Origin of the sequence: Rhabdothermincola salaria (assembly GCF_021246445.1) — a bacterium.
GTDB lineage: Bacteria > Actinomycetota > Acidimicrobiia > Acidimicrobiales > Acidimicrobilacustridaceae > Rhabdothermincola_A > Rhabdothermincola_A salaria.
In genome coordinates this window covers 730065-755470 of the sequence record NZ_JAJQXW010000001.1, presented here as the reverse complement: position 1 = coordinate 755470, position 25406 = coordinate 730065, and the positions used below count along the sequence as shown (strand labels likewise).

18 protein-coding genes are annotated in these 25406 nt (G+C 72.5%); 9 read left to right on the top strand and 9 right to left on the bottom strand.

Annotated features, from left to right (window positions below):
- Window positions 1–51: 51 nt before the first annotated feature.
- Window positions 52–1644: an alkyl hydroperoxide reductase subunit F gene (gene ahpF, locus LUW87_RS03445; protein ID WP_232669673.1), complete on the top strand. Its 1593-nt coding sequence runs from the start codon at window positions 52–54 to the stop codon at window positions 1642–1644.
- Window positions 1645–1729: 85 nt separating this feature from the next.
- Window positions 1730–2641 (top strand): LysR substrate-binding domain-containing protein, encoded by a 912-nt coding sequence (locus LUW87_RS03440; protein WP_232669672.1) that lies wholly within the window; start codon window positions 1730–1732, stop codon window positions 2639–2641.
- A gap of 33 nt (window positions 2642–2674) precedes the next feature.
- On the opposite strand, the gene ppc is transcribed toward LUW87_RS03440, so the two are convergent.
- Window positions 2675–5398 carry a phosphoenolpyruvate carboxylase gene (gene ppc / locus LUW87_RS03435; protein ID WP_232669671.1) on the bottom strand — a complete coding sequence of 908 codons (2724 nt, stop codon included), beginning with the start codon at window positions 5396–5398 and terminating at the stop codon, window positions 2675–2677.
- A gap of 143 nt (window positions 5399–5541) precedes the next feature.
- Here ppc and nifJ point away from each other — a divergent pair, with 143 nt between their 5' ends.
- The 3 genes from nifJ (at window position 5542) to LUW87_RS03420 (ending at window position 11436) form a co-directional block, all read left to right on the top strand.
- Window positions 5542–9111 (top strand): pyruvate:ferredoxin (flavodoxin) oxidoreductase, encoded by a 3570-nt coding sequence (gene nifJ, locus LUW87_RS03430; protein WP_232669670.1) that lies wholly within the window; start codon window positions 5542–5544, stop codon window positions 9109–9111.
- On the top strand, window positions 9104–10123 hold the full coding sequence (locus LUW87_RS03425; RefSeq protein ID WP_232669669.1) for a dihydroorotate dehydrogenase-like protein: 1020 nt from the start codon (window positions 9104–9106) through the stop codon (window positions 10121–10123). Before nifJ ends, LUW87_RS03425 begins: the two co-directional genes overlap by 8 nt.
- Before the next feature lie 65 nt (window positions 10124–10188).
- Window positions 10189–11436: an amidohydrolase family protein gene (locus LUW87_RS03420; RefSeq protein WP_232669668.1), complete on the top strand. Its 1248-nt coding sequence runs from the start codon at window positions 10189–10191 to the stop codon at window positions 11434–11436.
- 10 nt (window positions 11437–11446) lie between these two features.
- Here the strand turns inward: LUW87_RS03420 and LUW87_RS03415 are convergent, their stop codons facing one another.
- A complete protein-coding gene (locus LUW87_RS03415) occupies window positions 11447–14008 on the bottom strand; it encodes a DEAD/DEAH box helicase (RefSeq protein WP_346742417.1) in 2562 nt (853 codons plus the stop codon).
- Between the two features lie 138 nt (window positions 14009–14146).
- Here LUW87_RS03415 and LUW87_RS03410 point away from each other — a divergent pair, with 138 nt between their 5' ends.
- A complete protein-coding gene (locus LUW87_RS03410; protein ID WP_232669666.1) occupies window positions 14147–14818 on the top strand; it encodes a PaaI family thioesterase in 672 nt (223 codons plus the stop codon).
- Between the two features lie 16 nt (window positions 14819–14834).
- On the opposite strand, the gene LUW87_RS03405 is transcribed toward LUW87_RS03410, so the two are convergent.
- Window positions 14835–15662 (bottom strand): TauD/TfdA dioxygenase family protein, encoded by an 828-nt coding sequence (locus LUW87_RS03405; protein ID WP_232669665.1) that lies wholly within the window; start codon window positions 15660–15662, stop codon window positions 14835–14837.
- Window positions 15659–17398 (bottom strand): N-acyl-D-amino-acid deacylase family protein, encoded by a 1740-nt coding sequence (locus LUW87_RS03400; RefSeq protein WP_232669664.1) that lies wholly within the window; start codon window positions 17396–17398, stop codon window positions 15659–15661. Before LUW87_RS03400 ends, LUW87_RS03405 begins: the two co-directional genes overlap by 4 nt.
- Before the next feature lie 155 nt (window positions 17399–17553).
- On the opposite strand from LUW87_RS03400, the gene LUW87_RS03395 reads away from it, so the two are divergent.
- On the top strand, window positions 17554–17991 hold the full coding sequence (locus LUW87_RS03395) for a MarR family winged helix-turn-helix transcriptional regulator (protein WP_232669663.1): 438 nt from the start codon (window positions 17554–17556) through the stop codon (window positions 17989–17991).
- 41 nt (window positions 17992–18032) lie between these two features.
- Window positions 18033–18425: a cupin domain-containing protein gene (locus LUW87_RS03390; protein ID WP_232669662.1), complete on the top strand. Its 393-nt coding sequence runs from the start codon at window positions 18033–18035 to the stop codon at window positions 18423–18425.
- Window positions 18426–18470: 45 nt separating this feature from the next.
- Here the strand turns inward: LUW87_RS03390 and LUW87_RS03385 are convergent, their stop codons facing one another.
- The 5 genes from LUW87_RS03385 to LUW87_RS03365 all read right to left on the bottom strand — a co-directional run bounded on the left by LUW87_RS03385 (window position 18471) and on the right by LUW87_RS03365 (window position 23149).
- A complete protein-coding gene (locus tag LUW87_RS03385) occupies window positions 18471–19238 on the bottom strand; it encodes a metal ABC transporter ATP-binding protein (protein ID WP_232669661.1) in 768 nt (255 codons plus the stop codon).
- On the bottom strand, window positions 19235–20077 hold the full coding sequence (gene aztB / locus LUW87_RS03380; protein ID WP_232669660.1) for a zinc ABC transporter permease AztB: 843 nt from the start codon (window positions 20075–20077) through the stop codon (window positions 19235–19237). The genes LUW87_RS03385 and aztB overlap by 4 nt, the downstream gene beginning before the upstream one ends.
- Window positions 20078–20099: 22 nt before the next feature.
- Window positions 20100–21332, bottom strand: coding sequence for a metal ABC transporter substrate-binding protein (locus tag LUW87_RS03375; protein ID WP_232669659.1), 1233 nt, complete (start codon window positions 21330–21332; stop codon window positions 20100–20102).
- Between the two features lie 65 nt (window positions 21333–21397).
- Window positions 21398–22516, bottom strand: a complete 1119-nt coding sequence (locus LUW87_RS03370) for an Rv3169 family protein (RefSeq protein ID WP_232669658.1) — start codon at window positions 22514–22516, stop codon at window positions 21398–21400.
- Window positions 22517–22588: 72 nt separating this feature from the next.
- A complete protein-coding gene (locus tag LUW87_RS03365) occupies window positions 22589–23149 on the bottom strand; it encodes a TMEM165/GDT1 family protein (protein ID WP_232669657.1) in 561 nt (186 codons plus the stop codon).
- A 156-nt stretch (window positions 23150–23305) separates the two neighbouring features.
- Between LUW87_RS03365 and LUW87_RS03360 the strand changes: the two genes are divergently transcribed.
- On the top strand, window positions 23306–25399 hold the full coding sequence (locus LUW87_RS03360; protein WP_232669656.1) for a heavy metal translocating P-type ATPase: 2094 nt from the start codon (window positions 23306–23308) through the stop codon (window positions 25397–25399).
- Window positions 25400–25406 lie beyond the last annotated feature (7 nt).

Here is a 25406-nt window from a genome sequence, read left to right as displayed (position 1 = left end):
TCCCCCTCCCGCCAGGACCTCCCCCCGTCCGCCCGATCCGAGGAGATCACCGTGCTCGACGACGCCCTGAAGACCCAACTGCGCACCCACCTCGAGAAGCTCCAGCGTCCGGTCGAGCTGGTGGCCTCCCTCGACGACGGCCCCAAGTCCCGCGAGCTGGCCGACCTGCTGGCCGAGATCGCCGCGCTGTCCGATCGTGTCGGCGTCGTGCGCACCGACCAGGACGAGCGCCGACCCTCCTTCGCCATCACCTCACCGGGCACCGAGATCTCGGTGCGCTTCGCCGGCATCCCGCTGGGCCACGAGTTCACCTCCCTGGTGCTGGCCCTGCTGCAGGTCGGCGGCCATCCCTCCACGGCCACCCCCGAGATCATCCAGGCCGTCCAGGCCCTCGACGGCGACTACGCCTTCGAGACCTACATGTCGCTGTCCTGCCAGAACTGCCCCGACGTGGTCCAGGCCCTCAACCTGATGAGCGTGCTGAACCCCCGAGTGCGCCACGTGGCCATCGACGGTGCCCTGTTCCAGGACGAGGTCGACGCCCGCCAGGTGATGGCGGTGCCCACCGTGTTCCTGAACGGTGAGCTGTTCGACTCCGGGCGCATGAGCCTCGAGCAGATCGTGGCCAAGCTCGACACCGGTGCCGCCGAACGGGTGGCGGGCGAGATCGACGCCAAGGAGCCCTTCGACGTCCTCGTCGTCGGCGGTGGGCCCGCCGGCGCTTCGGCGGCGATCTACGCCGCCCGCAAGGGCATCCGCACCGGCGTGGTCGCCGAGCGCTTCGGTGGCCAGGTCCTCGACACCATGGCGATCGAGAACTTCGTGTCGGTCCCCCACACGGAGGGACCCCGGCTGGCCGCCGCGCTCGAGCAGCACGTGAAGGACTACGACGTCGACGTCATGGACCTCCAGGCCGCCTCGCGCCTGGTGCCCGCCGGCGAACCCGGTGGCCTGGCCACCGTGGAGCTGGCCAGCGGGGCCACCGTGCAGGCCCGCACCGTCGTGCTGTCCACCGGCGCCCGGTGGCGCAACATGGGCGTGCCCGGCGAAGCCGAGTACCGCAACAAGGGCGTGACCTACTGCCCGCACTGCGACGGCCCCTTGTTCAAGGGCAAGCGGGTGGCTGTCATCGGGGGCGGCAACTCCGGCGTGGAGGCCGCCATCGACCTGGCCGGGGTGGTCGGCCACGTGACCCTCCTCGAGTTCGACGATCGCCTGCGGGCCGACGAGGTCCTGCAACGCAAGGCCCGGAGCCTGCCCAACGTGGACATCGTGGTCAGCGCTCTCACCACCGAGGTGGTCGGCGACGGCGCCAAGGTGACGGGCCTCGTGTACGAGGAGCGCACCACGGGAGCGTCCCGCCACGTCGAGCTCGACGGCGTGTTCGTCCAGATCGGCCTGCTCCCCAACACCGAGTGGCTCGAAGGGGCCGTTGACCTCTCACCCCGCGGCGAGATCGTCATCGACGATCGCGGCCAGACCTCCGTCGAGGGCGTGTTCGCGGCCGGCGACTGCACCACGGTGCCCTACAAGCAGATCGTGATCGCCATGGGTGCCGGCTCCACGGCCGCCCTGTCGGCGTTCGACCACCTGATCCGCAGCTCGGCCCCCGCCGACCAGAGCCCCGAGCCGGCGGTGGCATAGAGTCCGGGCGGGCGGTGACCGTTGTCACCGTCCGCCACGGTCCGGCCCATCGACTCGGGAGCACGGCACCCGACGGGGAGCACCGATGAACCTTCGTGATCTCGGCTACCTCGTCGCCGTCGCCGAGCACCGCCACTTCGGCAAGGCCGCGGCGGCCAGCTTCGTGAGCCAACCGACCCTCTCCACCCAGCTCAAGAAGCTCGAAGCCGAGCTCGGGGTCGAGCTGGTGGAGCGCAACCCCGGCCACATCACGCTCACCCGAGCCGGCGAGCTCGTGGCCGAGCGAGCCCGCTCGATCCTCGCCGAGGCCGATCAGATCCGACACATCGCCGCCCAGGCCCGCGATCCCGAGTCGGGCAGCATCCGCCTCGGGCTGTTCCCCACCCTCGCCCCCTACCTCCTCCCCCACGTCGTCGGGCCTCTCCACGCCCGCTTCCCGCACCTCGAGCTGCTGCTCGTCGAGGAAAAGACCGAGGTCGTGGTCGAGCGGCTGCGCGACGGCCAGCTCGATGCCGGCGTCCTGGCCCTGCCCATCCACGAGCCCCTCCTGCACGAGGAGCTCCTCTTCTCCGAGGACTTCGTCCTGGCCGTGCCCGCCGAGCACCCGCTGGCGTCCGACACCGGCGCGATCGAGAGCTCGGTGTTGGCCGGTGAGCACGTCCTGCTCCTGGAGGAGGGCCACTGCCTGCGCGATCAGGCCCTCGCCGTGTGCCAGCTCAACGGGGCCTCCGAGCGCAGCGGGTTCCGCGCCACCAGCCTCGAGACCCTGCGCCAGATGGTCGCCGCCGGGGTGGGGGTGACGCTGCTGCCGGAGCTCGCCGTCCAGCCGCCCGTGCCCGCCTCCCCGAGCGTCGTGCTGCGCGACTTCTCCGACCCTCCGCCCCGTCGGGACATCGCCATGTTCTGGCGCCGCACCAGCGTGTACCGCGATCTGCTGCCAGCCGTGGCCGAGGTGATCCGGGTGGAGGCGGCCGCCCTGGTCGGCGGGCGGCGCTGAGCCGCGCCGCCCACACCGCCGCCCACCCGATGGTCAGCCGGTGTTGCGCAAGCCGTTGGCGATCCCGTTGATCGACAGCAGCAGGGCCCGACGCAACGTCGGCGAGGGGTCGTCGTCGGCGCGGGCCCGGCACAGCAGCTCGACCTGCACGACGTGGAGGGGCTCGAGGTAGGCATCCCTCAGCTCGAGGGTGCGCGCCAGCGCGGCGCTGTCCTCGAGCAGCTCGCCCTGGTCGAGCACCCGGAGGACCTCGCCGACGGTCGTGGCGTACTCGCCCTCGATGAGGGCGAACGGGTCCCGATCGTCGGGATCGACGAGGCGGTCGACGTAGAGCGAGGCGATCCCGAGGTCGGTCTTGGCCAGCACCATCTCGACGTTGGACAAGAAGCTGCGGAAGAAGGGCCACCCGCTGGCCATCTCGGCCAGCTCGTCGCCGTGGCCGGCGTCGCGGGCGGCGGCCAGCCCCCGGCCCACCCCGTACCACCCGGGGACGTTCTGGCGGGACTGCGTCCACCCGAAGACCCACGGGATGGCCCGCAGCTGCTCGACTCCGTCGGGCCCGCGACCCCCGGGCGAACCCGGTGTGGACCGCGACGCCGGCCGGGAGCCGATGTTGAGACCGGCCAGCTCGTCGACCGGCGTGGAGCTGCGGAAGTAGGCGACCAGGGACGGGTGCTCGAGCAGTTCGCGGTAGGCCCGGCGGGAGGCGTCCGAGACGAGGTCCATGATCTCGTCCCACCGGGCCAGGCGATCGTCCGACAGACGCGACTCGGTGTGGAAGAGGGCTCCCTCGACGACTGCCCCCATGGTCGTGGCCAGGTTGTGGCGGGCCAGCTCCGGGGTGGCGTACTTGTCGGAGATGACCTCGCCCTGCTCGGTGATCTTGATCGACCCCCGCTGCACCCCAGCCGGCTGGGCGAGGATGGCGTCGGCCGTCGGCCCCCCGCCCCGACCGGTGGTGCCCCCGCGGCCGTGGAAGAGGGTGAGCACCACGCCGTGCTCGGCGGCGACGTCGCGCACGGCGCGCATCGCCCGATGGATGCCCCACAGCGAGGTGGTGGTCCCGCCGATCTTGTTGGAGTCGGAGTACCCGAGCATCACCTCCTGGTGATCGCCTCGCAGTTCGACGAGACGCCGATACGCGGGGACCGACAGCAGGCGGTGCAGGACGTCGGGTGCCCGCTCGAGGGCATCGGGCGTCTCGAACAGCGGCACGAAACCGAGACGGGCCACGCCGTCGGCGACGCTGACCAGCCCGGCGTCCATGGCCAGCACCGCCGGTGCCAGCACGTCGTCGACGTCCATCGCCATCGACACGATGTAGGACTCGATGGCCTCGGCCCCCACGCGCCGCAGCTGGGTGTCGATGGTGGCGAAGAGCTCGAGTGTGGCGCCCAGCCGTTCGTCGAGGCGCAGACCGGGCGGGGCGAGCGGGCGCCCCGACGCCAGCTCGGCCCCCAACAGGTCGATGCGGGCCTCACGGTCGAGCTCACGGTAGGAGGTGGTCGCGCCGGGGAGACGCTCGTAGAGGACCGCCAACAGGTCGTGGTGCGCCGACGCGTCCTCGCGGATGTCCATGGTGGCCATGACGAACCCGAACGCCACCACGGTGCGCAGGTAGCGGTCGAGCGGCCCCTGGGCGATGCGCTCACCGCGCGACGCCATCAGCGAGCGCCGGAGGCGCAGCAGGTCGGCGACGAGCCCGTCCACGTCCGCGTAGCCCTCGCGACGGTCGGCCCGGGTGCGTTCCAGGCGGTCGCGGACGAAGGTGAGGGCCAGACGGTACGGCTCTTCGGCGTCGAGCTCCCCGAAACGGGCCTGCACCCGGGGCAGCACCTCGGCCTCGCGGGCCAGGTGCTGGACCAGCTCGTCGCTGCAGCCCCGCACCGCGGTGGACCCGGACAGCTCGCTGATGAGGACGTCGACCCCTTCGATCGCCCCGTCGAGAGCCATCCGACGCTGGGTGCCGAGCACGTCGCGGGTGACCGCAGGGGTCACGTACGGGTTGCCGTCGCGGTCGCCGCCCACCCAGGTGCCGAAGCGGAGGGGCCGCCGCGTGGGGTCGGGGTCGACGCCGGCCCGACGGAGGCTCTCGGCCCAGTCCTCCAACAGTCCGGGCACGACGTCTCGGCGCAGGTCGTCGAGCACGGCGAGGACGTTCGCGGCCTCGTCGACGGGTGTCGGCTTCCGGCGACGCAGCTCGTCGGTCTGCCAGAGCAGGTCGATGGTCTCGGCCACGTGGCGATCGATGCGGGCCCGAGCTGCGTCGTCGCCTCGAGGGTCGCCGCGAGCCATCAACAGGTCGGCGATCTGGCGGCGCTTGTGGGCCACGGTCCGCCGCGTCGCCTCGGTCGGGTGGGCGGTGAACACCGGACGGACGTCGAGGTTCCGGGCCAGGGTGGCGAGCGTCTCGACCGAGACCGGCCGCGGCGTGTCCCCGGACGCGGCGAACCCGATGGCAGGCTCCGACGGCCCCACCAGGTCGGCCTGGCGGTGGACCTGCTCGGCGATGTTGGCGAGGTGGAAGTACGAGCTGAAGGCGCGCACCATCCGGATGGCCGTCACCTCGTCGATGCCGGCCAGGCGGTCGAGCAACGCCAGCCGGTCGCCGCCCACCCGGATCTGCTTGGCCAGGGCCCGCACCTCCTCCACCAGGTCGTAGAACTCGCGTCCTTCCTGGCGGATCAGGGTGTCGCCCAGTTGCTGTCCGAGGCGGCGGATGTCGGCCCGCAGGGCATCGTCGAGAGGAGACGTCACCCCGCGAGGCTTGCAGACGGAAGCGGGCCCCACGACCCGGATCTCGTGAACCCTCTGTGTCCGATGAGCCGGCCAGGTGGGGTCGGATGGCCGTGTCGCCCCGAGGTCCGGGCCGGTAGGTTCCCCGCGAGGGAGGTGTGCCGATGGCCGCAGACCGCATCATGACGATCGACGCCAACGAGGCGGTGGCCGACATCGCGTACCGGCTCTCCGAGGTCGTGGCCATCTACCCGATCACGCCGGCGTCGCCGATGGCCGAGCACGCCGACGAGTGGGCCTCGACCGACCGCCCGAACCTCTGGGGCGCCGTGCCCGAAGTGACCGAGATGCAATCCGAGGGCGGCGCGGCCGGCGCCGTCCACGGGGCGTTGCAGGCGGGGGCGTTGACCACCACCTTCACCGCGTCGCAGGGCCTGCTGTTGATGCTGCCCAACCTCTACAAGATCGCCGGTGAGCTCACCCCGTTCTGCCTCCACGTCGCCGCCCGCAGCATCGCCACCCACGCCCTGTCGATCTTCGGCGACCACTCCGACGTGATGGCCACCCGCGGCACCGGCCTGGCCCTCCTCGCCTCCGGCTCGCCGCAGGAAGCGGCCGACCTGGCCGCCGTGGCCCATGCCGCCACCCTGCGGTCGCGGGTGCCCTTCCTGCACTTCTTCGACGGGTTCCGCACCTCTCACGAGCTCCAGAAGGTGGCGGTCGTCGGCGACGAGACGCTGCGGGCCCTCATCGACGAGCCCGCGGTCGAGGCCCACCGGGCGCGAGCCCTCTCCCCCGACCACCCGGTGGTACGGGGCACGGCGCACAACCCCGACACCTTCTTCCAGGCCACCGAGGCCGCCAACCCCTTCCACGACGCCTGCCCGGGCATCGTGGCCGCCACCATGGCCGCGTTCGGCGAGCGCACCGGACGGCGGTACCGCCTCTTCGACTACGTCGGCCATCCGGAGGCCGAGCGGGTGCTGGTGATGATGGGCTCGGGGGCAGAAGCCGCCCACGAAGCGGTCGAGCACCTCGTGGGCGCCGGCGAACGGGTCGGGCTGGTGAAGGTGCGCCTCTACCGCCCCTTCGCCGTGGACGCCTTCCTCGACGCCTTGCCGCCGTCGGTACGTGGCGTCGCGGTCCTCGACCGCAGCAAGGAGCCGGGCTCGGTCGGCGAACCGCTGGTCCTCGACGTCACCGCCGCCCTCGTCGACGCCCTGGCCCGCGGCCGGCGGGCCGAGCTCCCCCGGCTCATCGGGGGCCGCTACGGGCTCTCCTCCAAGGAGTTCACCCCGGCGATGGCCAAGGCCGCCCTCGACGAGCTCGAGGCGTCCGACCCCCGCCCCCGCTTCACCGTCGGGATCAACGACGACGTCACCCACCTCTCGCTCCCGGTCGACGACGACTTCCACTGCGAGGACCCCGCCGTCACCCGGGCGGTGTTCTACGGACTCGGCTCCGACGGCACCGTGAGCTCCAACAAGGCGTCCATCAAGATCATCGGCGACCGCACCGACGCGGCATCGCAGGGCTACTTCGTCTACGACTCCAAGAAGTCCGGGGCCATGACGGTGTCGCACCTGCGCTTCGGGCCCGGACCCATCCGAGCCACGTACCAGATCCGCCACGCCGACCTGGTGGCGGTGCACGACCCCGGGCTCCTGGACCGGGTCGAGGTCCTCGAACGGGCCCGCCCCGGGGCCACCGTGCTGCTCAACGTGCCCGGCCCCACCGGTGCCGTCTGGGCGGGCCTGCCCCGGGAGGTGCAGGACGCCCTGGTCGAGAAGCGGTGCCGGCTCTACGCGATCGACGCCGCGGCCGTGGCCGCCTCGACCGGGTTGGGGCGCCGCATCAACACCATCATGCAGACCTGCTTCTTCGAGCTCTCCGACGTGCTCGACACCGACGAGGCCATCGACGCGGTGAAGGAGTCGGTCGCCGCCACGTGGGGACGACGCGGCCCCGAGGTCGTGCGCCGCAACGTGGCCGCCATCGACGCCGCCCTCGCCGGGCTCCACGAGATCCCGGTGCCCGATGCCGCCGACGCCACCCGGCGGCGGCGTCCGGCCGTCCCCGACGACGCGCCGGACTTCGTGCAGCGGGTCACCCGACTGCTGCTCGAGGGTCACGGCGACCGTCTCCCGGTGAGCGCCTTCCCCCCCGACGGCACCTGGCCGACGGGCACCAGCCGGTACGAGAAGCGGGCCATCGCCCTCGACATCCCCGTGTGGGAGCCCGACGTCTGCATCCAGTGCAACCGGTGCTCGATGATCTGCCCCCACACCGCCATCGTCACCCGGGCGTTCGAGCCCGCCGACGCCTCCGGGGCGCCGGCCGCGTTCCGCTCCCAGCCCGAGACCCACACTCCCGAGCTCGAGGGGCTGAGCTACGTGGTGCAGGTGGCCCCCGACGACTGCACCGGCTGCGGGCTCTGCGTCGAGGTGTGCCCGGGCAAGGACCGCAGCCAACCCAAGCGCAGGGCCATCAACATGCGGCCGGCGGCCGAGCACCGCGAGCGCGAGCGCGAGGCCTTCTCGTTCCTGCGGGAGATCCCCGAGATCGACCGCACCCGGATCCCCCGCATCCCCCGGGCGCTCGGGCTGCTTCCCGCCCGCTTCGAGTTCTCGGGCGCGTGCGCCGGGTGCGGCGAGACGCCCTACATCCGCACCCTCACCCAGCTCTTCGGCGACCGCCTGGTGATCGGCAACGCCACCGGGTGCTCGTCGATCTACGGCGGGAACCTGCCCACCACCCCGTACACGACCGACGCCGACGGGCGGGGTCCGGCGTGGAGCAACTCGCTGTTCGAGGACGACGCCGAGTTCGCCCTCGGTCTGCGCCTGGGGGTCGACGTCGCCTCCCGCCGGGCCCACGCCCTGCTCGACGACTGCGCAGCCGAGCTGCCGCCGGAGCTGGTCGCCGCCCTCGACGGCCCGTGCCACACCGATGAGGAGGTGGCGGCGCGGCGCCGCGCCATCGCCGAGCTGCGTCGGCTGCTGGCCCACCGCGACGATCCGCCGGCCCAGCGCCTCTCGGCGATCGCCGACGAGCTGGTCCCTCGCTCCGTGTGGGCGATCGGCGGCGACGGCTGGGCCTACGACATCGGCTTCGGGGGCCTCGACCACGTGCTGGCCTCCGGTCGCGACGTCAACGTGCTCGTGCTCGACACCGAGGTGTACTCCAACACCGGTGGCCAGCAGTCCAAGGCCACCCCGCTCGGGGCCGTCGCCAAGTTCGCCGCCGCTGGCAAGGCCACCCGCAAGAAGGACCTCGGACTGCTGGCCATGAGCTACGGGCACGTCTACGTGGCCAGCGTCGCCATCCAGGCCCGCAGCCGTCACACGCTCGAGGCGCTCCGCGACGCCGAGACCTATCCGGGCCCGTCGCTGGTGATCGCCCACAGCCCCTGCATCGCCCACGGGTACGACCTGGTCGATTCCCCTGCCCAGCAGGGCCGGGCCATCGCCAGCGGGGCCTGGCCCCTCTACCGCTTCGACCCTCGCCGCCTGGCCCACGGCGAGCCGCCGCTGGTCGTCGACGCCGACCCCACCTCGCTCCCCGTGCGCTCCTACATGGAGCACGAGGCCCGCTTCCGCATGGTCGAGCTGCGCGACCCGACGCGCTACGAGGAGCTGGTCGCGGGCGCCGAGGCGGCCATCCGCGATCGCCATGCGCTCTACGAGCAGCTGGCCCGCATCGCCCTGCCCCCCGAGGAGCCCCACCATGGTTGACCTGTCCACCTCCTGGTTGGGTCTGCGCGTGCCCAGCCCGCTCGTGGTGGGGGCCTCCCCCGTGGCCGACGACGTCGAGGCCCTGCCCGGCTACGTCGACGCCGGAGCCGGTGCCGTGGTCGTGCGCTCGGTGTTCGAGGAGCAGATCGTGGCCGAGCAGCTGGCCGCCCACCGCCTCATCGACAGCTACGTCGACACCGACGCCGAGGCCCGTTCGTTCCTGCCCGAGTCGGAGGTCTTCTCCCTCGGGCCCGAACCGGCGTTGGCCCACCTCGCCGCGGTGCGGGCCGCGGTCGACGTGCCCGTGCTGGGCTCGCTCAACGGGGTGACCCCGGGCGGGTGGACCGACATCGCCCGCCAGATGGCCGACGCCGGCGCCGACGCCATCGAACTCAACCTCTACGACGTGGTGACCGCCACCGACGAGTCGAGCGCCGAGGTGGAGGGCCGCCAGATCACCGTGGTGGAGGAAGTGGTCGCCGCCGTCGACGTGCCGGTGGCCGTGAAGCTCTCGCCCTTCTACACCGCGCTGCCGGCGTTCGTGGTCCGTCTGGCCGCGGCCGGCGCCGCCGGTGTCACCGTCTTCAACCGCTTCTACCAACCGGGCATCGACCTCGACACCCTCGACGTCGATCGCCACCTCACCCTGTCCTCTCCCGACGAGCTGCCCCTGCGCCTCCACGCCCTGGCCCTGCTGCACGGGCGGGTGGACCTCTCCCTCGGCTCCACCGGCGGGGTGCACCGTGGCCACGACGCGGCCAAGGCCATCCTGTGCGGCGCCTCCGCCGTACAGGTGGCGTCCGCGCTGTTGGTCGGCGGGGCGCCGGGCCTGGCCTCGATCCGCGACGAGCTGGTCGCCTGGCTCGACGAGGGTGGCTACCGCACGGTCGACGAAGCGCGTGGGGCCACTGCGTTCGACAACGTGGCCGACCCCCACGCCTTCGAGCGGGTCAACTACACCCGGCTGCTGCAGGGGTGGCGCCCCCGACGCGACCCCGACGCCCTGGACTGAGCTCCGGCGCCCGAGCCCGGGCGACCCGGCTCACTAAGGTGCGGCGAGACCTTGGAGGGGGAACCATGAGCGACGACCCGGTGGTGATCGTCTCGGCCGACTGCCACATCGGCCCGAGACTCGAAGAGGACCTGCGCCCACTGTGCCCACCCGAGCACCTCGCCGCCTTCGACGCCTACGTGGCCGACGGCGAGCGCAGCCGGGGCCGCTACGTCGAGCACGACCCCAGCAACGACGACCCGTTGTCGCCGTGGCGCAACCAGTGGACACCGGGTCACCACGACCCCGACGCCCGCCGGCGCGACCTCGACTTCGAGGGCATCGCCGCCGAGGTGGTCTTCCACGGGAGCCAGAACAACCAGCCCATCCCGTTCCAGACCTCGATGCTCGGGCCCCCCGACGATCCCGAGCTGGCCGCCGTCGGCATCCGCATCTACAACACCTGGCTGGCCGAGATGTGCGCCGCCGGCGCCCCTCGCCACATCGGCCTGGCCCACCTGCCGATGTGGGACGTCGACGCCGCCGTCGCCGAGGTGCGTTGGGCCGCCGAGGCCGGGTTGCGGGGGATCAACTTCCCTGCCCCTCGAACCTGGCTGCGTCCCTACAACGATCGGGCCTGGGAGCCTCTGTGGGAGGCGGCCGAGGAGCTGTCGATGCCGCTGACCACCCATTCGGGGGCCGGCGACCCGGCGGTGTTCCAGGGCCCCGAGCTGGTGGCGCTCATGTCCATCGAGAGCGGCGGGTGGTTCAGCCGCCGCGCCGCCCACCTGCTCGTGTTCGCCGGCGTCTTCGAGCGCCATCCCGATCTCAAGCTGGTGCTCACCGAGCAGCCCGGGGAGTGGTGGCCCTACCTGGTCACCGAGCTCGACACCGTGCACATGGCCAACACCAGCTACGGAGGGGCCCTGGCCCGCCAGGTCCCGAAGCGGCCGTCGGAGTACCTGCACCGCAACGTGTTCATCGGTGCCAGCTTCCTGTCCCGGGCCGAGGCCCACGGGGCGGTGCGTGACGGCTACGCCGATCGGGTCATGTGGGGCTCGGACTACCCGCACATGGAGAGCACGTTCCAGGTGGGCGACACCCCCTACAGCCTGCTGTCGCTGCGCCACACCTTCGCCGACCTCCCCGAGGACGTCGTGCGGGCCATGGTGGGGGGCACCGCCATCGAGGTGTACGGGCTCGACGCCAGCGCCCTGGCCGGCGTCGCCTCGGCCATCGGCGCCCCGACCCACGACGAGTTGACCCGGCCCCTCGAGGCCGTCCCGGCCGGTGCCAGCCCCTTCGCCTTCCGCACGGTGGGCCCCTGGGCCTGACCGGCCCCGGTCACCCGTGGGGCGTCGGTGCGCCCCGGCGGGTGACGCCGACGGGCCGCACGACCACCTCGCCCGCCTCGTCGGAGGCCTCGAGGTCGACCGTCGCGTCGATGCCCCACTCGCGGTCCTCCTCTGGGTCGGCCAGCACCTGACGCACCCGCCACTCGGTGGGGCTCTCGGCGATCTCCAGCCAGGTCGGGTTGCGGGCATCGGCGTCGGTGACGATGGCGTCGTGCTCGGCCCAGTACGGAGCGAAGGCCTCCTCCCAGTCGGCCGCCCGCCAGCCCCGGTTGACCTCCCCGTCCTCGAGGCCGAGCCCGGCCAGCTGCTGCCAGTGGCGCCGCGACGCCAGCTCCACCCGGCGGAACATGGCGTTGCGGACGGCGACCGTGAACGCCCGCCGGTTCTCGCTGAACCGAGGAGGCTCGGCGTCGCGGCGCACCTCGAGCTCGTCGACGACGTGCTCCGGGTCGGGGTCGCGCAGGGCCTCCCACTCGTCGAGGAGGCTGGAGTCGACCTGGCGGACCAGCTCCCCCAGCCATTCGGTGAGGTCCACCAGCCCCTCGGTCTTGAGATCCTCGGGCACGGTCTTGACCAGGGTGCGGTAGGCGTCGGTGAGGTAGCGCAGCAAGGTGCCCTCGGACCGTCCCAGACGGTAGAAGGCCACATAGTCGCCGAAGCCCATGGCCCGCTCGTACATGTCGCGGACCACCGACTTGGGGCGCAGGGGCGAGTCCGCCACCCACGGGTGGGCCTCGCGGTAGGTGTCGAAGGCCGGTTCGAGGAGGTCGGCGAGGGGCCGGGGATGCGTGATGAGGTCGAGCTCGGCCATGCGCTCGTCGTACTCCATGCCCTCGGCCTTCATGCGGGCGACCGCCTCGCCCCTGGCCTTGTCGAGCTGGGCGGCGATCACCTGGCGGGGGTCGTCGAGCACCGACTCGATCACCGACACCACGTCGAGGGGGTGGGCCACGTCGTCGGGGTCGAGCAGCTCGAGCGCGGCGAGGGCGAACGGGGCCAGCGGCTGGTTGAGGGCGAAGTCGTCCTGGAGCTCGACGGTGACGCGCACCGTGCGTCCGTCCTCGTCGGGCTCGGCGAGCTCCTCGATCACCCCGCCGGCGAGCAGTGACGCCTCGATCTCGGCGGCCCGGTCGAGGTGGGCCTGGCGGTCGCGGTCGCGCTCGTAGTTGTCGGTCAGCAGGGTGTGGAGGGCGGTCCGGCCGTCGCCGGGCCGGTCGAGCACGTCGAGGACCATGGTGTGACTCACCGCGAAGCTCGACGTGAGGGGCTCTGGCTCGGCGTCGACCAGCCGGGTGAACGTGGGCTCACCCCACGAGACCATGCCCGGCGGCGGCTTCTTCTTCACCATCCGCTTCAGCTTCTGGGGATCGCCGGCGGCCTTGGCCACCATCTTGGCGTTGGCGATGGCGTGCTCGGGGGCCTGGACCACCACCGTGCCCATGGTGTCGTACCCGGCGCGGCCGGCCCGGCCGCCGATCTGGTGGAACTCCCGGGCGCTCAGCAGGCGGACGTCGATGCCGTCGTACTTGGACAACGACGTGAAGACCACGGTGCGGATGGGGACGTTGATGCCCACCCCGAGGGTGTCGGTGCCGCAGATCACCTTGAGCAGGCCCTCCTGGGCCAGGCGCTCCACCAACCGGCGGTACTTCGGGAGCATCCCGGCGTGGTGCACCCCGATGCCGTTGCGCACGTACTTCGACAGGGTGCGACCGAATCCGGCCGCGAAGCGGAAGCTCCCGATCGCCGCCGCGATGGCGTCCTTCTCCTCGCGGGAGCACAGCTTGAGGCTCATCAGCGACTGCGCCTGCTCCACCGCGCCCGCCTGGGTGAAGTGCACGAGGTACACGGGCGCCTGGTGGGTCTCGAGCAGCTCGGTGATGGTCTCGGTGAGCGGGGTGACCCGGTAGTGGTGCACGAGGGGCACCGGCCGGGTGGCGGAGCGCACCACGGCCACGGGGCGCCCGGTGCGCCGTTGCAGGTCGGTCTCGAAGGCCGAGACGTCGCCGAGGGTGGCCGACATCAGCACCTGCTGGGCGTCGACGAGCTCGAGCAACGGCACCTGCCAGGCCCAGCCGCGGTCGGGGTCGGCGAAGTAGTGGAACTCGTCCATCACCACCTGGTCGACGGGGGCGTCGCGCCCGTGGCGCAGGGCCATGTTGGCCAGCACCTCGGCGGTGCAGCAGATGATCGGGGCGTCGTGGTTCACCGCCGCGTCGCCGGTGAGCATGCCCACGTTGCGGGCGCCGAACACGTGGGAGAGGTCGAAGAACTTCTCCGAGACCAGCGCCTTGATGGGGGCGGTGTAGAAGCTGCGGGCCCCGGGCCGGGCCAGGGTGGCGAAGTGGGCGGCGATGGCCACCAGGCTCTTGCCCGAGCCGGTGGGGGTGTTCACGATCACGTGGGCGCCGCCGAGGATCTCCAGCAGCGCCTCCTCCTGGGCGGGGTACAGGCTCAGGCCGCGGTCGGCCACCCAGCCGGTGAAGGCGTCGAGGATCTCGTCGGGGTCGTCGCGGGCGGGCACCCGCTCGCCGAGCGTGGCCCCGGTCATGGTCGACATCGACGGTGCGGCATCGGGCCCAGGGTACGCAGAGCCGCCGACGGGCCCGTCCCGAGCCCCCTGCGCCACCACCTAGGCTCGCCGCCGGCACCTGCCGTGGGAGCGGTGCCGACGCGAGGGGGATGGATCATGACGTCGGGTGAGCGGCGCGACGCCGGGTCGGCCACGGGCCAGGTCGGCGAGCACGAGGCCACGGCGGGGGCGGCGCAGGCCGTGCGCTCGCTCATCGAGGGCCTGCGGGTGGCCGACGCGCCGGCCGAGGTGCTCGAGCAGGTGGCCGGCCTGGCCGCCGAGGCCGCCGCCCTGCTCGCCCCCCACCGGGTGGAGGCCATGCGGATGCAGGGCGCCCTCTATCCGGAGGTCATGCTCGGCGGCGGCGGACCAGCAGGGCGCGACCCGGCCGGCTTCTTCCCGTACAGCCCCGTGGTGGGCCCGTTGAACCCCTTGTCGCCGCCGATCGTGCTGACCTCCGACGGCGAGCGCACGACGGGCACCGCCGTGCTCGGGGCGCCCTACGTCGGTCCGCCCGACATGGTCCACGGGGGCAACATCGCCCTGATCTTCGACGAGCTGCTCGGGGTCACCAACGTGATCAACGGCCTCGGCGCCTTCACCGGCACCCTCAGCGTCCGCTACGAGCGCCCCACGCCTCTCGGCACCGAGCTGGAGCTCGAGGGCTGGATCGACCGGGTGGAGGGCCGCAAGGTGTTCACCGTGGGCACGATCAGCCACGCCGGGCAGGTCACCGCCCGTGGCGAGGGCATCTTCATACGCACGGAGCTGTCGGCCCTCGACGTCTGACGCCGTCGGCGCGTGGTCAGACGGGCACGTCGCCGGTGAGGGTGATGCGGTGCATGATGCGACGCGTGCCCGTGTAGTCGGCCACGGCGTAGTGCTGGACCCACCGGTTGTCCCACATGGCCATCGACCCGGGGCGCCACGAGAAGCGGACCTGGAACGCCGGGTCGCGCACGTGCTCGAAGAGGAACGGCAACAGCACCTCGTTCTCGCGCTCGGTGAGGCCCTCGATGCGGCTCACCCAGTTGCGGCTCACGAAGAGGGCCTTGCGGCCGGTGACGGGGTTGGTGCGCACGACCGGGTGACGTTGGGGCGGGTACTGCGCCTGCATGGCGTCGAGCGCCTCGCTCGCCTGGCCGTTGCTGTGGGCGATGCGCAGCATGCGGGTGAGGTCGTGCACGCCGGTGAGCCCGTCGAGCAGCTGCTGCACGGGTGGGGAGAGGCCTTCGTAGGCGGCGTACATGCTGGCCCAGAGGGTGTCGCCACCGTGGTCGGGGAGCTGCACCGCCCGCAGGATGGAACCGAGCGGTGGCGCGGGCAGGTAGGTGTTGTCGGTGTGCCAGCTGTCGGCGCCTTGGCCTCGGGGGGCGTCCTGGTCGAGGACGGTGATCTCCGGGTGGTCGGGGTGCTTGGGCCCGAACGGGGCGACGTCGATGGTGCCCATGCGCTGGGCGAAGCGGAGGTGGTCGGCGGGCTCGAGGCGCTGGTCGCGGAAGAACACGACCAGGTGCTCGTCGAGGGCGGTGCGGATGGCCGCCGCGGTGGCGTCGTCGACGTCACGGAGGTCGACGCCGCCGATCTCGGCGCCGATGGCGGTGGTGAGGGGTCGCACCTCGAGCTCGGTCATGCCGGCACCTCCCGTGACGGCCGGGCCACCTGCCCGGGCGTGGCGCCGGTGGGCACGTCGTCGACGATGACCGGCACCCCGTTGACGATGGTGGCCCGCACGCCGATTGGCCAGGCCTTGAACCGGCCGGCGCCGCCGGGCAGGTCGCGCACGAACTCCTTGCGACCGGCGTCGATGGTGTCGGGATCGAAGAGGAACAGGTCGGCCCACTTGCCCACCTCCACCGTGCCCCGGTCGGCGAGGCCCAGCAGGGCGGCGGGGTAGCCGGTGATCTGGCGGATCCCCTCCTCGAGCGACCACACCCCACGGTCGAGCACCCAGTGGCGCAGGAACCACGAGCTCCAGTCGGCGCCGTCGTCGCGGGCGAGGTGGGCGCCGCCGTCGGAGGTGCCGATGAGCATGTGGGGGTCGAGCTGGGCCTCGGCCACCGCCGCCGCCCACTCGTCGGTCTCCCAGCTCCAGCGGAACTCCGTGGCCAGGTCTTCCGCCAGGGCCAGGTCGAGCATGACGTCGGCGGGCGCCTCGCCCGACTCGGCGGCCAGGTCGGCGATGGTGCGGCCGACGAGCTTCTCGTGTTCGGGGAGGGCGACGTGGGCCACGGTGACCGTGGTCCACAGCGGCGGCGGGGTGGTGGTGCCCTGGTCGGGGTCGCGGTTGTAGTTCTCGACCGCGTGGCGCAGCTCGTCGCGGGCGGCAGGGTCGCGCAGCAGGGCCACCCGTTCGTCGTGGGGCAGGGCCAGCATGGCCCCCCACGAGGGCACCGAGAGGTAGTGGAAGCAGTTCTCGTCGATGCGCAGGGGACGGTCGGGAGGCCGGGCGATGAGGATGGAGTACACCGGTGCGCCGGCGGCACGGGCCCGCTGGAGGAAGGCCTGGGCCCGATCCCAGGTGGCCGTGGGCGCGTCGACCTTGTTGCGGCCGCCGAGCCCCTGGATGACCACCGGCAGCCCGCTGCGCCGACCGAGCTCGATGAGGAGGTCCTCGTCGTCGGGCGTGATCCCCCCGATCGCGCTCTCGGGCAGGTAGGCGATGGTGCCGGGGCCGGCCCGACCGGCGGCCCCGGCCAGGGCCAGCAGCTCGTCGTGGTCCGCCAGCCGGGAGGCGACCGGCCGGTCGTCGCCGTCGAGGTGGCTGGGCGCGTGCGAGGAGGAGAGCCCGGCGGCGCCGGCCGCCATGGCGTCGGCCACGACCTGGGCCATGGCCTCGACCTCGGCGGGGGTGGCCGGCCGACTCGAGCCGTCGTCGCCCATCACCCACCGGCGCACGTTGGAGTGGCCGATGTAGCAGGCCAGGTTCACCCCGAGGCGCCCCTCACGGGCGGCCAGGTACTCGCCGAAGGTCTCGAAGTCCCAGTCGATGGCGTCCATGGCGCTCGGGTGCATCTGCTCGACCTTGGCGAACAGGGCCTGGACGTAGGCCCGGTCGGACGTCCGCGTGGGGGCCACCGAGAAGCCGCAGTTGCCGGCGAGCACGGTGGTGACCCCGTGGTAGGAGGACATGGCGGCCACGGGATCGAAGGTGACCTGGGGGTCGTAGTGGGTGTGGGCGTCGACGATGCCCGGCGCCACCACCAGCCCCTCGGCATCGATCTCCTCGCGAGCCGAGCGCCCGTCGAGACGGCCGATCTCGGCCACCTTCCCGTGCCGGACGCCCACGTCGACGCGGCGACGGGAGGTGCCGGTGCCGTCGACCAGCATCCCTCCCCGCACGATCAGATCGAACTCTTCCTCGGCCATCGGTCGTCCCCCCGGTTCTGCTTCCCCGAACATTACTTCCCGGGCAGCCATCTGGCCACGCGACTACCCTCGGCGTTGTGTCGACCGACCCCGTTCCGGCTGAGACCGCCCCCCCGTCCGCCACCGAGGTGACCGAGATGTGGGGCGCGGGACCGATGGGCCTTTTCACCCATCTCACCCGCAGCGCGCTCTTCCTCGATGCCCTGCAAGAGGAGTGCCTGGCCCCGCTCGCCATCACGTTCGCCGACTACTCGGTGTTGCGGGTCCTGGAGTACGAAGGGCCGAAGGCGGCGCTCACCCCCACGCGCCTGGCCGACATCCTGGTGCGCACGACCGGAGGGATGACCAAGACCATCGACCGCCTCGAACGGCGCGGCGTGGTGTCCCGTGGGCCCGACCCCACCGACCGTCGAGGCGTGCTGGTGCGCCTCACCCCCCGAGGCCGCCGCCTGTGCCAGCGGGCGTCCGACGCCTACGCCGTCGGTCGCCAACGCATCCTGGCCGGCCTCGACGACGACGAGATCGAACGTATCGACACCGCCTTGCGCCACCTGGTCGCCGTCTTCGAACAGGACCGGCGCGACCGCACCTGAGCCCACCGAGGCGCCCGCCGCCCCGATTCCCCGGAGGAACCATGACGCTCCTGCACCACCACTTCGAGAGCACCGACTGGATCGACGAGTTGGCCCGGGCCAAGGTCGACCGGGAGGTGGCCCTGGCCGCCATGGCCGCCGGCGCCCGACGCAAGATGCTCGCCGAGGGCGAGACCGGCCTGTTCGTGCAGTACAGCGATCTGCCGGCCGACTACCGCATCGAGCCCCACACCCACTCCCACGGCGAGGTCATCGTGGTGCTGGGCGGGTCCTGCACGGTCGACGGCGCCGAGGGCGCCGCCCCCACCGAGATGGGCCCTCGCGACAGCGTCTCGATCTCGGCCGACACCCGCTACGGCATCACCTGCGGCCCAGAGGGCCTCACCATGCTCACCATCCGGGCCGGCGAGGCGGTCGTGACCTTCGCCGAGTGACCGACGTGACCCCGGCGGCGACGCTGTCGGCCGGTGGCCGAGGCCTCAGTGCTCGTGGGGCCCGTGGGCGTGGTCGTCGAGGAAGTCGCCCGAGGGGTGCAGCGCACCCAGCCCGTAGGCGACCTCGAGGTTGCGTCGGGTGCAGACCTCGGCCGGAGGGCCGGAGGCCACGACGCGACCGCTCATGAGCACGACGTGGTCGGCGGCGCGGGCCTCGTCGAGGTCGTGGGTGGTGATGACGACCGACGCGCCCCGGTCGCGCGCCGAGTGGATGATGCCGTCGATGGTGCGCGCTGACACCAGGTCGAGCCCGACGAGCGGCTCGTCGAGCAACAACGCGTCGTGGTCCTGGGCGATGCCCTGGGCCACGAACACCCGTTGGCGCTGGCCACCGGACAGCTCGGTGAGGTGGCGGCGCGCCAGGTGGGTGATGTCGAGCAGCTCCATGGCCTGGGCCACCCGCTCGTGGTCGTGCCGGGAGAGCCGTCCCAGCAGGCCCAGCCCCGGGTAGCGGGCCATGCGCACGGTGTCGAGGACGGTGATGGGGTTGCCGGGGGCCACCTCGGTGGACTGCAGCACGTAGCTGATCCGCCGTCGGGCGCGGTGCGGCGAAGTGCCCAGCACCTCGAGGGTGCCCCCGGCCGGCTCGACGAGCCCGACCATGGCCCCCAGCAGCGTGGACTTCCCCGAGCCGTTGGGACCGATCACCGCGGTCACCCCACCGACGGGGATCTCGAAGCTGGAGGGCTCCACCACCCGGGTCGCCCCGAAAGCGACGACCAGCTCGTGGGCTCTCGCCACCGCCTCGCTCATGCCCGCACCGACCGGCGCTGCCACGCCGCCCGCACCCGGGTGACGAAGAGGGTGACGAAGAAGACCACGATCGGCACGAGCGCCATCGTCGCCGATCCGGCGGTGCCCAGGTGGTAGCTGAGGACCAGCCCGAACCAGACGGAGACGAGGGCGATGGCGGTGGCCAACGCCATCATCGACCGCACGGTGCGAGCCACGAGGGCGGCGGTGGCCGGTGGGCCGATCAACAGGCCGAACACCAGCAGCGTGCCGACCGACTGGTAGCTGGCGATCACCGCGGCGGCGATCATGACCAGCAGCACGCCGTGAGCGCGTCGGGGATGCAGCCCCAGCAACTCGGCCTTGCGGCCGTCGAAGCACAGCGCCAGCAACGGCCGATAGAGGACCAGCGACACGGCGAGCACCACCACGCCGGCGATGGCCTGGCCCACCAGGTCGCCCGTGGTGACCCCGAGCGCATCACCGAAGAGGATGGCGGTGAGGTCGCCCGTGTAGGCGTTGGAGCTGGAGATGATGACCACGCCGAGCGCCAGCATCCCCACGAACAACAGCCCGATGGCGGTGTCCTCCCGTAGGGCGGTCTGGCGGTTGACCAGCTCGATGCCGGCCACCATCACGGCCGCCGCGACCACGGCACCCAGCACCGGGTTCACATCGAGCACCACGGCCGCCGCGATCCCGGGCACGACCCCGTGGACGAACGCGTCCCCGAAGAAGCTCATGCCCCGCAGCACCAGCCACGTACCCACGACCGCCGAGATGACCCCCGCCAGCGCGCCCCCCATGAGGGCGCGCTGCTGGAAGCCGAGCTCGAACGGTTCGATCAGCCAGTCGATCATGGGTGGGGCGGGGTCACGGGCGTCAGCCTCCGAGGGCCGCAGCGATGCGCTCGGCGTTGGTGCGCATCATGCCCGCATACGTGTCCGCGCCGGAACCCTCGGGCCCCAGCGAGTCGACGTAGAGCTCCACCACATCCACGTCGTCACCCACCTCGGCGCTGAGCGCGTCGACCAGGCTCGACGAGAGCGTGGCGTTGGAGAAGATGGCCGAGACACCCTCGGCCGAGACCACCTCGACCAGATCGGCCAGCTCCTGGGAGGAGGCTGCGGCCTGCGTGGAGCCACCGGGGACCACCACGCCGGCGATCTCGAAGCCGTAGGCGTCCGCCAGGTAGCCGAACGCGTCGTGGTCGGTGATGAGCACCCGCTGATCCTCGGGGACCGTCTCGAGCAGCGCCCTCACCTCGGCGTCGAGCGCCCGGAGGTCCTCGGCCACCTGCTCGCCGCAGGCCACGAAGGCCTCCGGGTCGTTGCTGACCTCGGCCAGCTCGGCCCCGATGAGCTCGACCGCGGTGGCCATGCGGGCCACGTCCTGCCAGAAGTGGGGATCCTCGTCCCCGTGGTCGTGGTCGCCCTCGTCCCCGTGGTCGTCGTCGGCCACCGGCACCTCCTCGCCGTGGTCGTCGCCCGCGACCCCTTCGGCGTGGTCGTCGGCGTGATCATCGTGCTCGTCGCCCGCCGCGACCTCGTCGGCGTGCTCGTCGGCGTGGTCGTCGGCGTGATCATCGTGCTCGTCGCCCGCCGCGACCTCGTCGGAGTGGTCGTCGGAGTGGTCGTCGGCGTGATCATCGTGGTCGTCGTAGGCGATGGGGTCGACGAGCGGGGCCACCTCGAAGACCGTCGCGCCGTCGGCCTCGGCCCCTTCCATGGCGTTCTGCAGGGCCCCTTCCAGGCCGAGGCCGTTGGCCACCACCAGGTCGGCCCGCACCAGCTCCGCCACCTGGGCCGACGACGCCGCGAAGTCGTGGGGGTCGACGCCCGGGCTCATCAGCGTGGTCACCTGGCCGCCCGCGCACTCGACGATGGCGCCCGTGACGTCGCCCAGCATCGTCGTGGTCGCCACGACCGTCACGCCCCCGCCCCCGCCGCCGGCCCCGTCGGCAGCGCCGGCCGCCCCGCCGTCGTCGGACCCACAGGCCGCGGCCAACAGTGCGGTGGCGGCGCCCAGCCCGATGAGGGCACGCCGGCGGCCCCCCTTCCGGGAGGGGGAGGCGTGGGTCGTGGGGCGGCTGCGTGGCGTCGGCGAGAAGCGCATGCCGGCACCATACCAGAACCGGGAACGATTCCCACTACTGATCCCCGCCGAGGTGGTGCCTCAGGTCACCGGGCACCGTCGAGGATGTCCGAGAACCCGAACTGGGTGTGGGGACCGAAGATGATCTGCTCGAACACCCCGACCCCCACCCGATCGCCCATCCGGACCCGGGTCACGTGGTGGACGTGCTGGTGCGTGTAGTCCTGCGCCGACACCTCGTCGAAGCGCCAGTCCTCGCGAGCGATCTCGAGCTCGCCGTGCCACATGCCGTGGCCCCACTCGGGATGCATGTAGCCCAGGCCCCGCATGTCGAAGCGCATCAGCGGCTCGAGCACCATGGTGTGGGTGCCCCCGTCGCCGTCGACGAGGTCGATCTCGGCTCCCGTCACCCAGCGGGTGCCCTTCTGGAACTCGAGGCGTTGGCCCACCGGGTCGAGGCGCGACACGGCGTCGTCCTGCAGCGAGACGGTCTCGGGCACCGGGTCGCTGACCTCGATGCGGTGGCCGTCCGGGCGCCAGAACTCCCCGCCGGGCACCTGGAACCAGCCGGCGACGACGCACCCGTCGTCGAAGTGGGTCGGGGCCCACAGCCAGGCCCGAGGTGGCGCGGACGACGGCTTGCCCGGGGCCGACGCCCCCACGGGCCGCACCCCCCACGAGCGGTCCCGCACGCCGACGACCTCGTCGTGGCGCAGCTCGTGTGTGGTGCCGTCGACCGTGACGGTGCCCTCCCACGTGCCGAACTGCACGAAGCGGGACATGTCGACCATGACGTGGATGCCGTCCTGCATCACCGTGTGGTCCTCGAGCAGCGCCCCGGTGCGGGCCCGCCACCGCAGGTCGGCCGAGATGCCGGTGTCGTTGTCGTCGAGCACCACCCGCAGCTGGCGGAAGGGCTCGACGATCTCGAGGCGCAGCGGGCCCACGGTCATGTCCGACGGGTCGCCGGGGGCGCGACGCGAGCCGTGGAAGGAGTGCTGGGCCCCGTCGACCGAGATCGACAGCGACGTGTCCTGCACGGCCAGGTTGGGGTAGCGCCCGAAGGCGATCTCGACCTGGAAGCGGCCCTCACGATGGGAGGCGCCCATCCAGTAGCGGTCGTAGGCGTTGCGGTCCGAGGTGGCCGGTACGGCCAACGGCTGGGGGACCTGGTGGATCGGGAACTCGTCGAATCGGCTCAGCATGGTCGCCGACCTTAGGTGGTCTCGTCCGCCGGGGCGGGCCCCGTCACGTGCGTCGCCGAGAGCTCCGTGGGTTCAGAGGCTGGTGGCGATCAGCCCCACGCCGAAGACGGCGAAGAGCACGGAGGAGCCGATGCGGATGGCGCGCTGCGGGAGCCTCGCGCCCGTGGCCCGGCCGACCAGCACCCCGACGAAGCCGCTGAGGATGATGCCGACGGTGGCGCCGATCCACACCAGCGCCGGGTCGCCCTGGGCCGCCAGGGTGGCGGTGGCGAGCATGGTCTTGTCGCCCAGCTCGGCGACGAACATGGCCAGCGCCACCGAGGCCACCACGTGGTGGCCGGGCCGGGCGAGCGCCTCGGCCTCGTCGTCGTCACCGCCGTCGCGCAGGTTCCACGCCGCGAAGCCGAGGAACAGCACGCCGCCCCCGATGCCGAGGGCGCGGGTGGGCAGGGCCACGCCGAGGACCCCGCCGACGACGACCGACAACAGGTTGGTGACGGCGTAGGCCAGGGCCACCCCGACGAGCACGGGAGCCAGCCGGTGACGTGCCCCCAGGCCCATGGCGACCAGCTGGGTCTTGTCGCCCAGCTCGGCCACGAACACCAGCCCCAGGGCGGCCCACATCGGTCCCATCGCCGGGTGACGGTAGTGCTCCCGAGACGAGCCCCCCGAACGCCGCCGACGCCGTCGATCGCCCCGCCGGGTCCGGGTTCGGCGATGGCCGAACGGCGGCCGCAGCACTGCTCTACGGTCGGGTGCGGCGGACCACCGTCCGGGAGGGGACCCACGATGGACCACAGCGCAGAGGTCGGGGACGCCGTCGACGAGACCGGGCACGCCGACGAGGCGCCGTCCGCCGCTCACCGCTCGCAGGACGAGCAGCGCGGGCACGGCGGCCACGACCAGCACGGCGGGCACGACAAGCACGCCGGGCACGACCCGGAGATGTTCCGCCGACGGTTCTGGGTCTCGCTGGTGCTCACCGCACCCCTCGTGGTGACCAGCCAGATGGTGATGGACTGGTTCGGCTACGAGCTGTCCTTCCCCGGCCTGTCGTGGGTGGGGCCGACGCTCGGCTCGGTGGTGTTCTTCTGGGGCGGCTGGCCGTTCCTGGTGGGCGCCGGGCGCGAGATCCGCGACCGACAGCCCGGCATGATGCTGCTCATCGGCATGGCCATCACCGTCGCCTACGTGGCCTCGATGGCCACCAGCGTCGGGCTCTTCGACCTCGACTTCTGGTGGGAGCTGGCCGCCCTCGTCACCATCATGTTGCTGGGCCACTGGCAGGAGATGAAGGCCATCGGCCAGGCTCGCGGCGCCCTCACCGCCCTGGCCGAGCTGCTCCCCGACGACGCCGAACGCCTTCTCGACGACGGCGGCACCGAGACGGTGGTGCTGGACGAGCTGCGCCTCGACGACGTCGTGCTCGTACGCTCCGGCGCACGGGTGCCGGTCGACGGTGAGATCGTCGACGGCGAGGCCGAGGTCGACGAGTCGATGATCACCGGCGAGTCCCGACCCGTCACCAAGGCGCCCGGCGATCGGGTGGTGGCCGGCACCATCGCCACCGGTGCCGCCCTCCGGGTGCGCGTCACCGCCGTCGGCGACGACACCGCCCTGGCCGGCATCGAACGCATGGTCTCCGAGGCGCAGACCTCCAGCAGCCGGGCCCAGGTGTTGGCCGACCGCTTCGCCGCCCTCCTCTTCTACGTGGCCACCGGCACCGCGGTCGTCACCTTCCTCACCTGGTGGGCGCTGGGCGACGCCGACGACGCCGTGGTGCGCACCGTCACCGTGCTGGTGATCGCCTGCCCTCACGCCCTCGGGCTGGCGATCCCCCTGGTGATCGCCATCTCCACCGCGGTCTCGGCCCGCTCCGGGATCTTGATCAAGGACCGCCTGGCCCTCGAGCGCATGCGCTCGATCGACGCGGTCCTCTTCGACAAGACCGGCACCCTCACCAAGGGCGCCCACGTCGTCACCGGGGTGGCGGCCGCCAGGGGCCGCACCGAGGACGAGGTGCTGGCCCTCGCCGGGGCGGTGGAGCGCGACAGCGAGCATCCTCTGGCCCGGGCCATCACCGAGCGCGCCGCCGAGGTCGGGTCGGTGCCCGAGGCCTCCGACTTCCGGTCCCACGCCGGACGGGGCGTGGAGGCGACCGTCGACGGCACCCGCTACGCCGTGGGCGGGCCCACCCTGCTGCGCGAGGCCGGGGCCGAGGTCCCCGATGATCTGGACGCCACGGTGGCCGAGTGGACCGCACGCGGTGCGGCCGTGCTGCACCTGTTGGCGGGCGACGAGGTCCTCGGGGTCTTCGCCCTCGAGGACGAGGTTCGGCCCGAGGCCCGCGAGGCGGTCGCCGAGCTCCGCCAGCAGGGTCTGGAGGTGGTGATGATCACGGGTGACGCGCAACAGGTGGCCGATGCCGTCGCCGCCGACCTCGGCGTCGATCGCGTCTACGCCGAGGTGCTCCCCGAGGACAAGGACGGCGCCGTCGTCGAACTGCAGGGCCAAGGCCTCTCGGTGGCCATGGTGGGCGACGGGGTCAACGACGCCCCGGCGCTGGCCCGGGCCGACGTGGGCCTGGCCATCGGAGCCGGCACCGACGTGGCGATCGAGTCCGCCGGGGTCGTGCTCGCCTCGAGCGACCCCCGGGGTGTGTCGGGCGTGATCCGCCTGTCCCGGGCGACGTACCGCAAGATGGTGCAGAACCTGGCCTGGGCGGCCGGCTACAACATCGTCGCCCTGCCCCTCGCGGCGGGGGTGCTGGCCGGGGTGGGGGTGACGCTCTCCCCCGCCGTCGGCGCCATCCTCATGAGCCTGTCCACCATCGTCGTCGCCCTGAACGCCCAGCTGCTGCGTCGGGTCCAGACCTCGCTGTGACCCACCG

Excerpts from the sequence above, each read along its gene's own strand:
- LUW87_RS03365 (WP_232669657.1), bottom strand. The coding sequence starts at position 23,149 with ATGGGACCGATGTGGGCCGCCCTGGGGCTGGTGTTCGTGGCCGAGCTG.
- nifJ (WP_232669670.1), top strand. The coding sequence starts at position 5,542 with ATGGCCGCAGACCGCATCATGACGATCGACGCCAACGAGGCGGTGGCC.
- LUW87_RS03390 (WP_232669662.1), top strand. The coding sequence starts at position 18,033 with ATGACGCTCCTGCACCACCACTTCGAGAGCACCGACTGGATCGACGAG.
- LUW87_RS03415 (WP_346742417.1), bottom strand. The coding sequence starts at position 14,008 with ATGACCGGGGCCACGCTCGGCGAGCGGGTGCCCGCCCGCGACGACCCC.
- LUW87_RS03410 (WP_232669666.1), top strand. The coding sequence starts at position 14,147 with ATGACGTCGGGTGAGCGGCGCGACGCCGGGTCGGCCACGGGCCAGGTC.
- LUW87_RS03360 (WP_232669656.1), top strand. The coding sequence starts at position 23,306 with ATGGACCACAGCGCAGAGGTCGGGGACGCCGTCGACGAGACCGGGCAC.
- LUW87_RS03440 (WP_232669672.1), top strand. The coding sequence starts at position 1,730 with ATGAACCTTCGTGATCTCGGCTACCTCGTCGCCGTCGCCGAGCACCGC.
- LUW87_RS03405 (WP_232669665.1), bottom strand. The coding sequence starts at position 15,662 with ATGACCGAGCTCGAGGTGCGACCCCTCACCACCGCCATCGGCGCCGAG.
- LUW87_RS03425 (WP_232669669.1), top strand. The coding sequence starts at position 9,104 with ATGGTTGACCTGTCCACCTCCTGGTTGGGTCTGCGCGTGCCCAGCCCG.
- LUW87_RS03400 (WP_232669664.1), bottom strand. The coding sequence starts at position 17,398 with ATGGCCGAGGAAGAGTTCGATCTGATCGTGCGGGGAGGGATGCTGGTC.
- LUW87_RS03385 (WP_232669661.1), bottom strand. The coding sequence starts at position 19,238 with ATGAGCGAGGCGGTGGCGAGAGCCCACGAGCTGGTCGTCGCTTTCGGG.
- LUW87_RS03420 (WP_232669668.1), top strand. The coding sequence starts at position 10,189 with ATGAGCGACGACCCGGTGGTGATCGTCTCGGCCGACTGCCACATCGGC.
- LUW87_RS03395 (WP_232669663.1), top strand. The coding sequence starts at position 17,554 with ATGGGCCTTTTCACCCATCTCACCCGCAGCGCGCTCTTCCTCGATGCC.
- LUW87_RS03370 (WP_232669658.1), bottom strand. The coding sequence starts at position 22,516 with ATGCTGAGCCGATTCGACGAGTTCCCGATCCACCAGGTCCCCCAGCCG.
- aztB (WP_232669660.1), bottom strand. The coding sequence starts at position 20,077 with ATGATCGACTGGCTGATCGAACCGTTCGAGCTCGGCTTCCAGCAGCGC.
- LUW87_RS03375 (WP_232669659.1), bottom strand. The coding sequence starts at position 21,332 with ATGCGCTTCTCGCCGACGCCACGCAGCCGCCCCACGACCCACGCCTCC.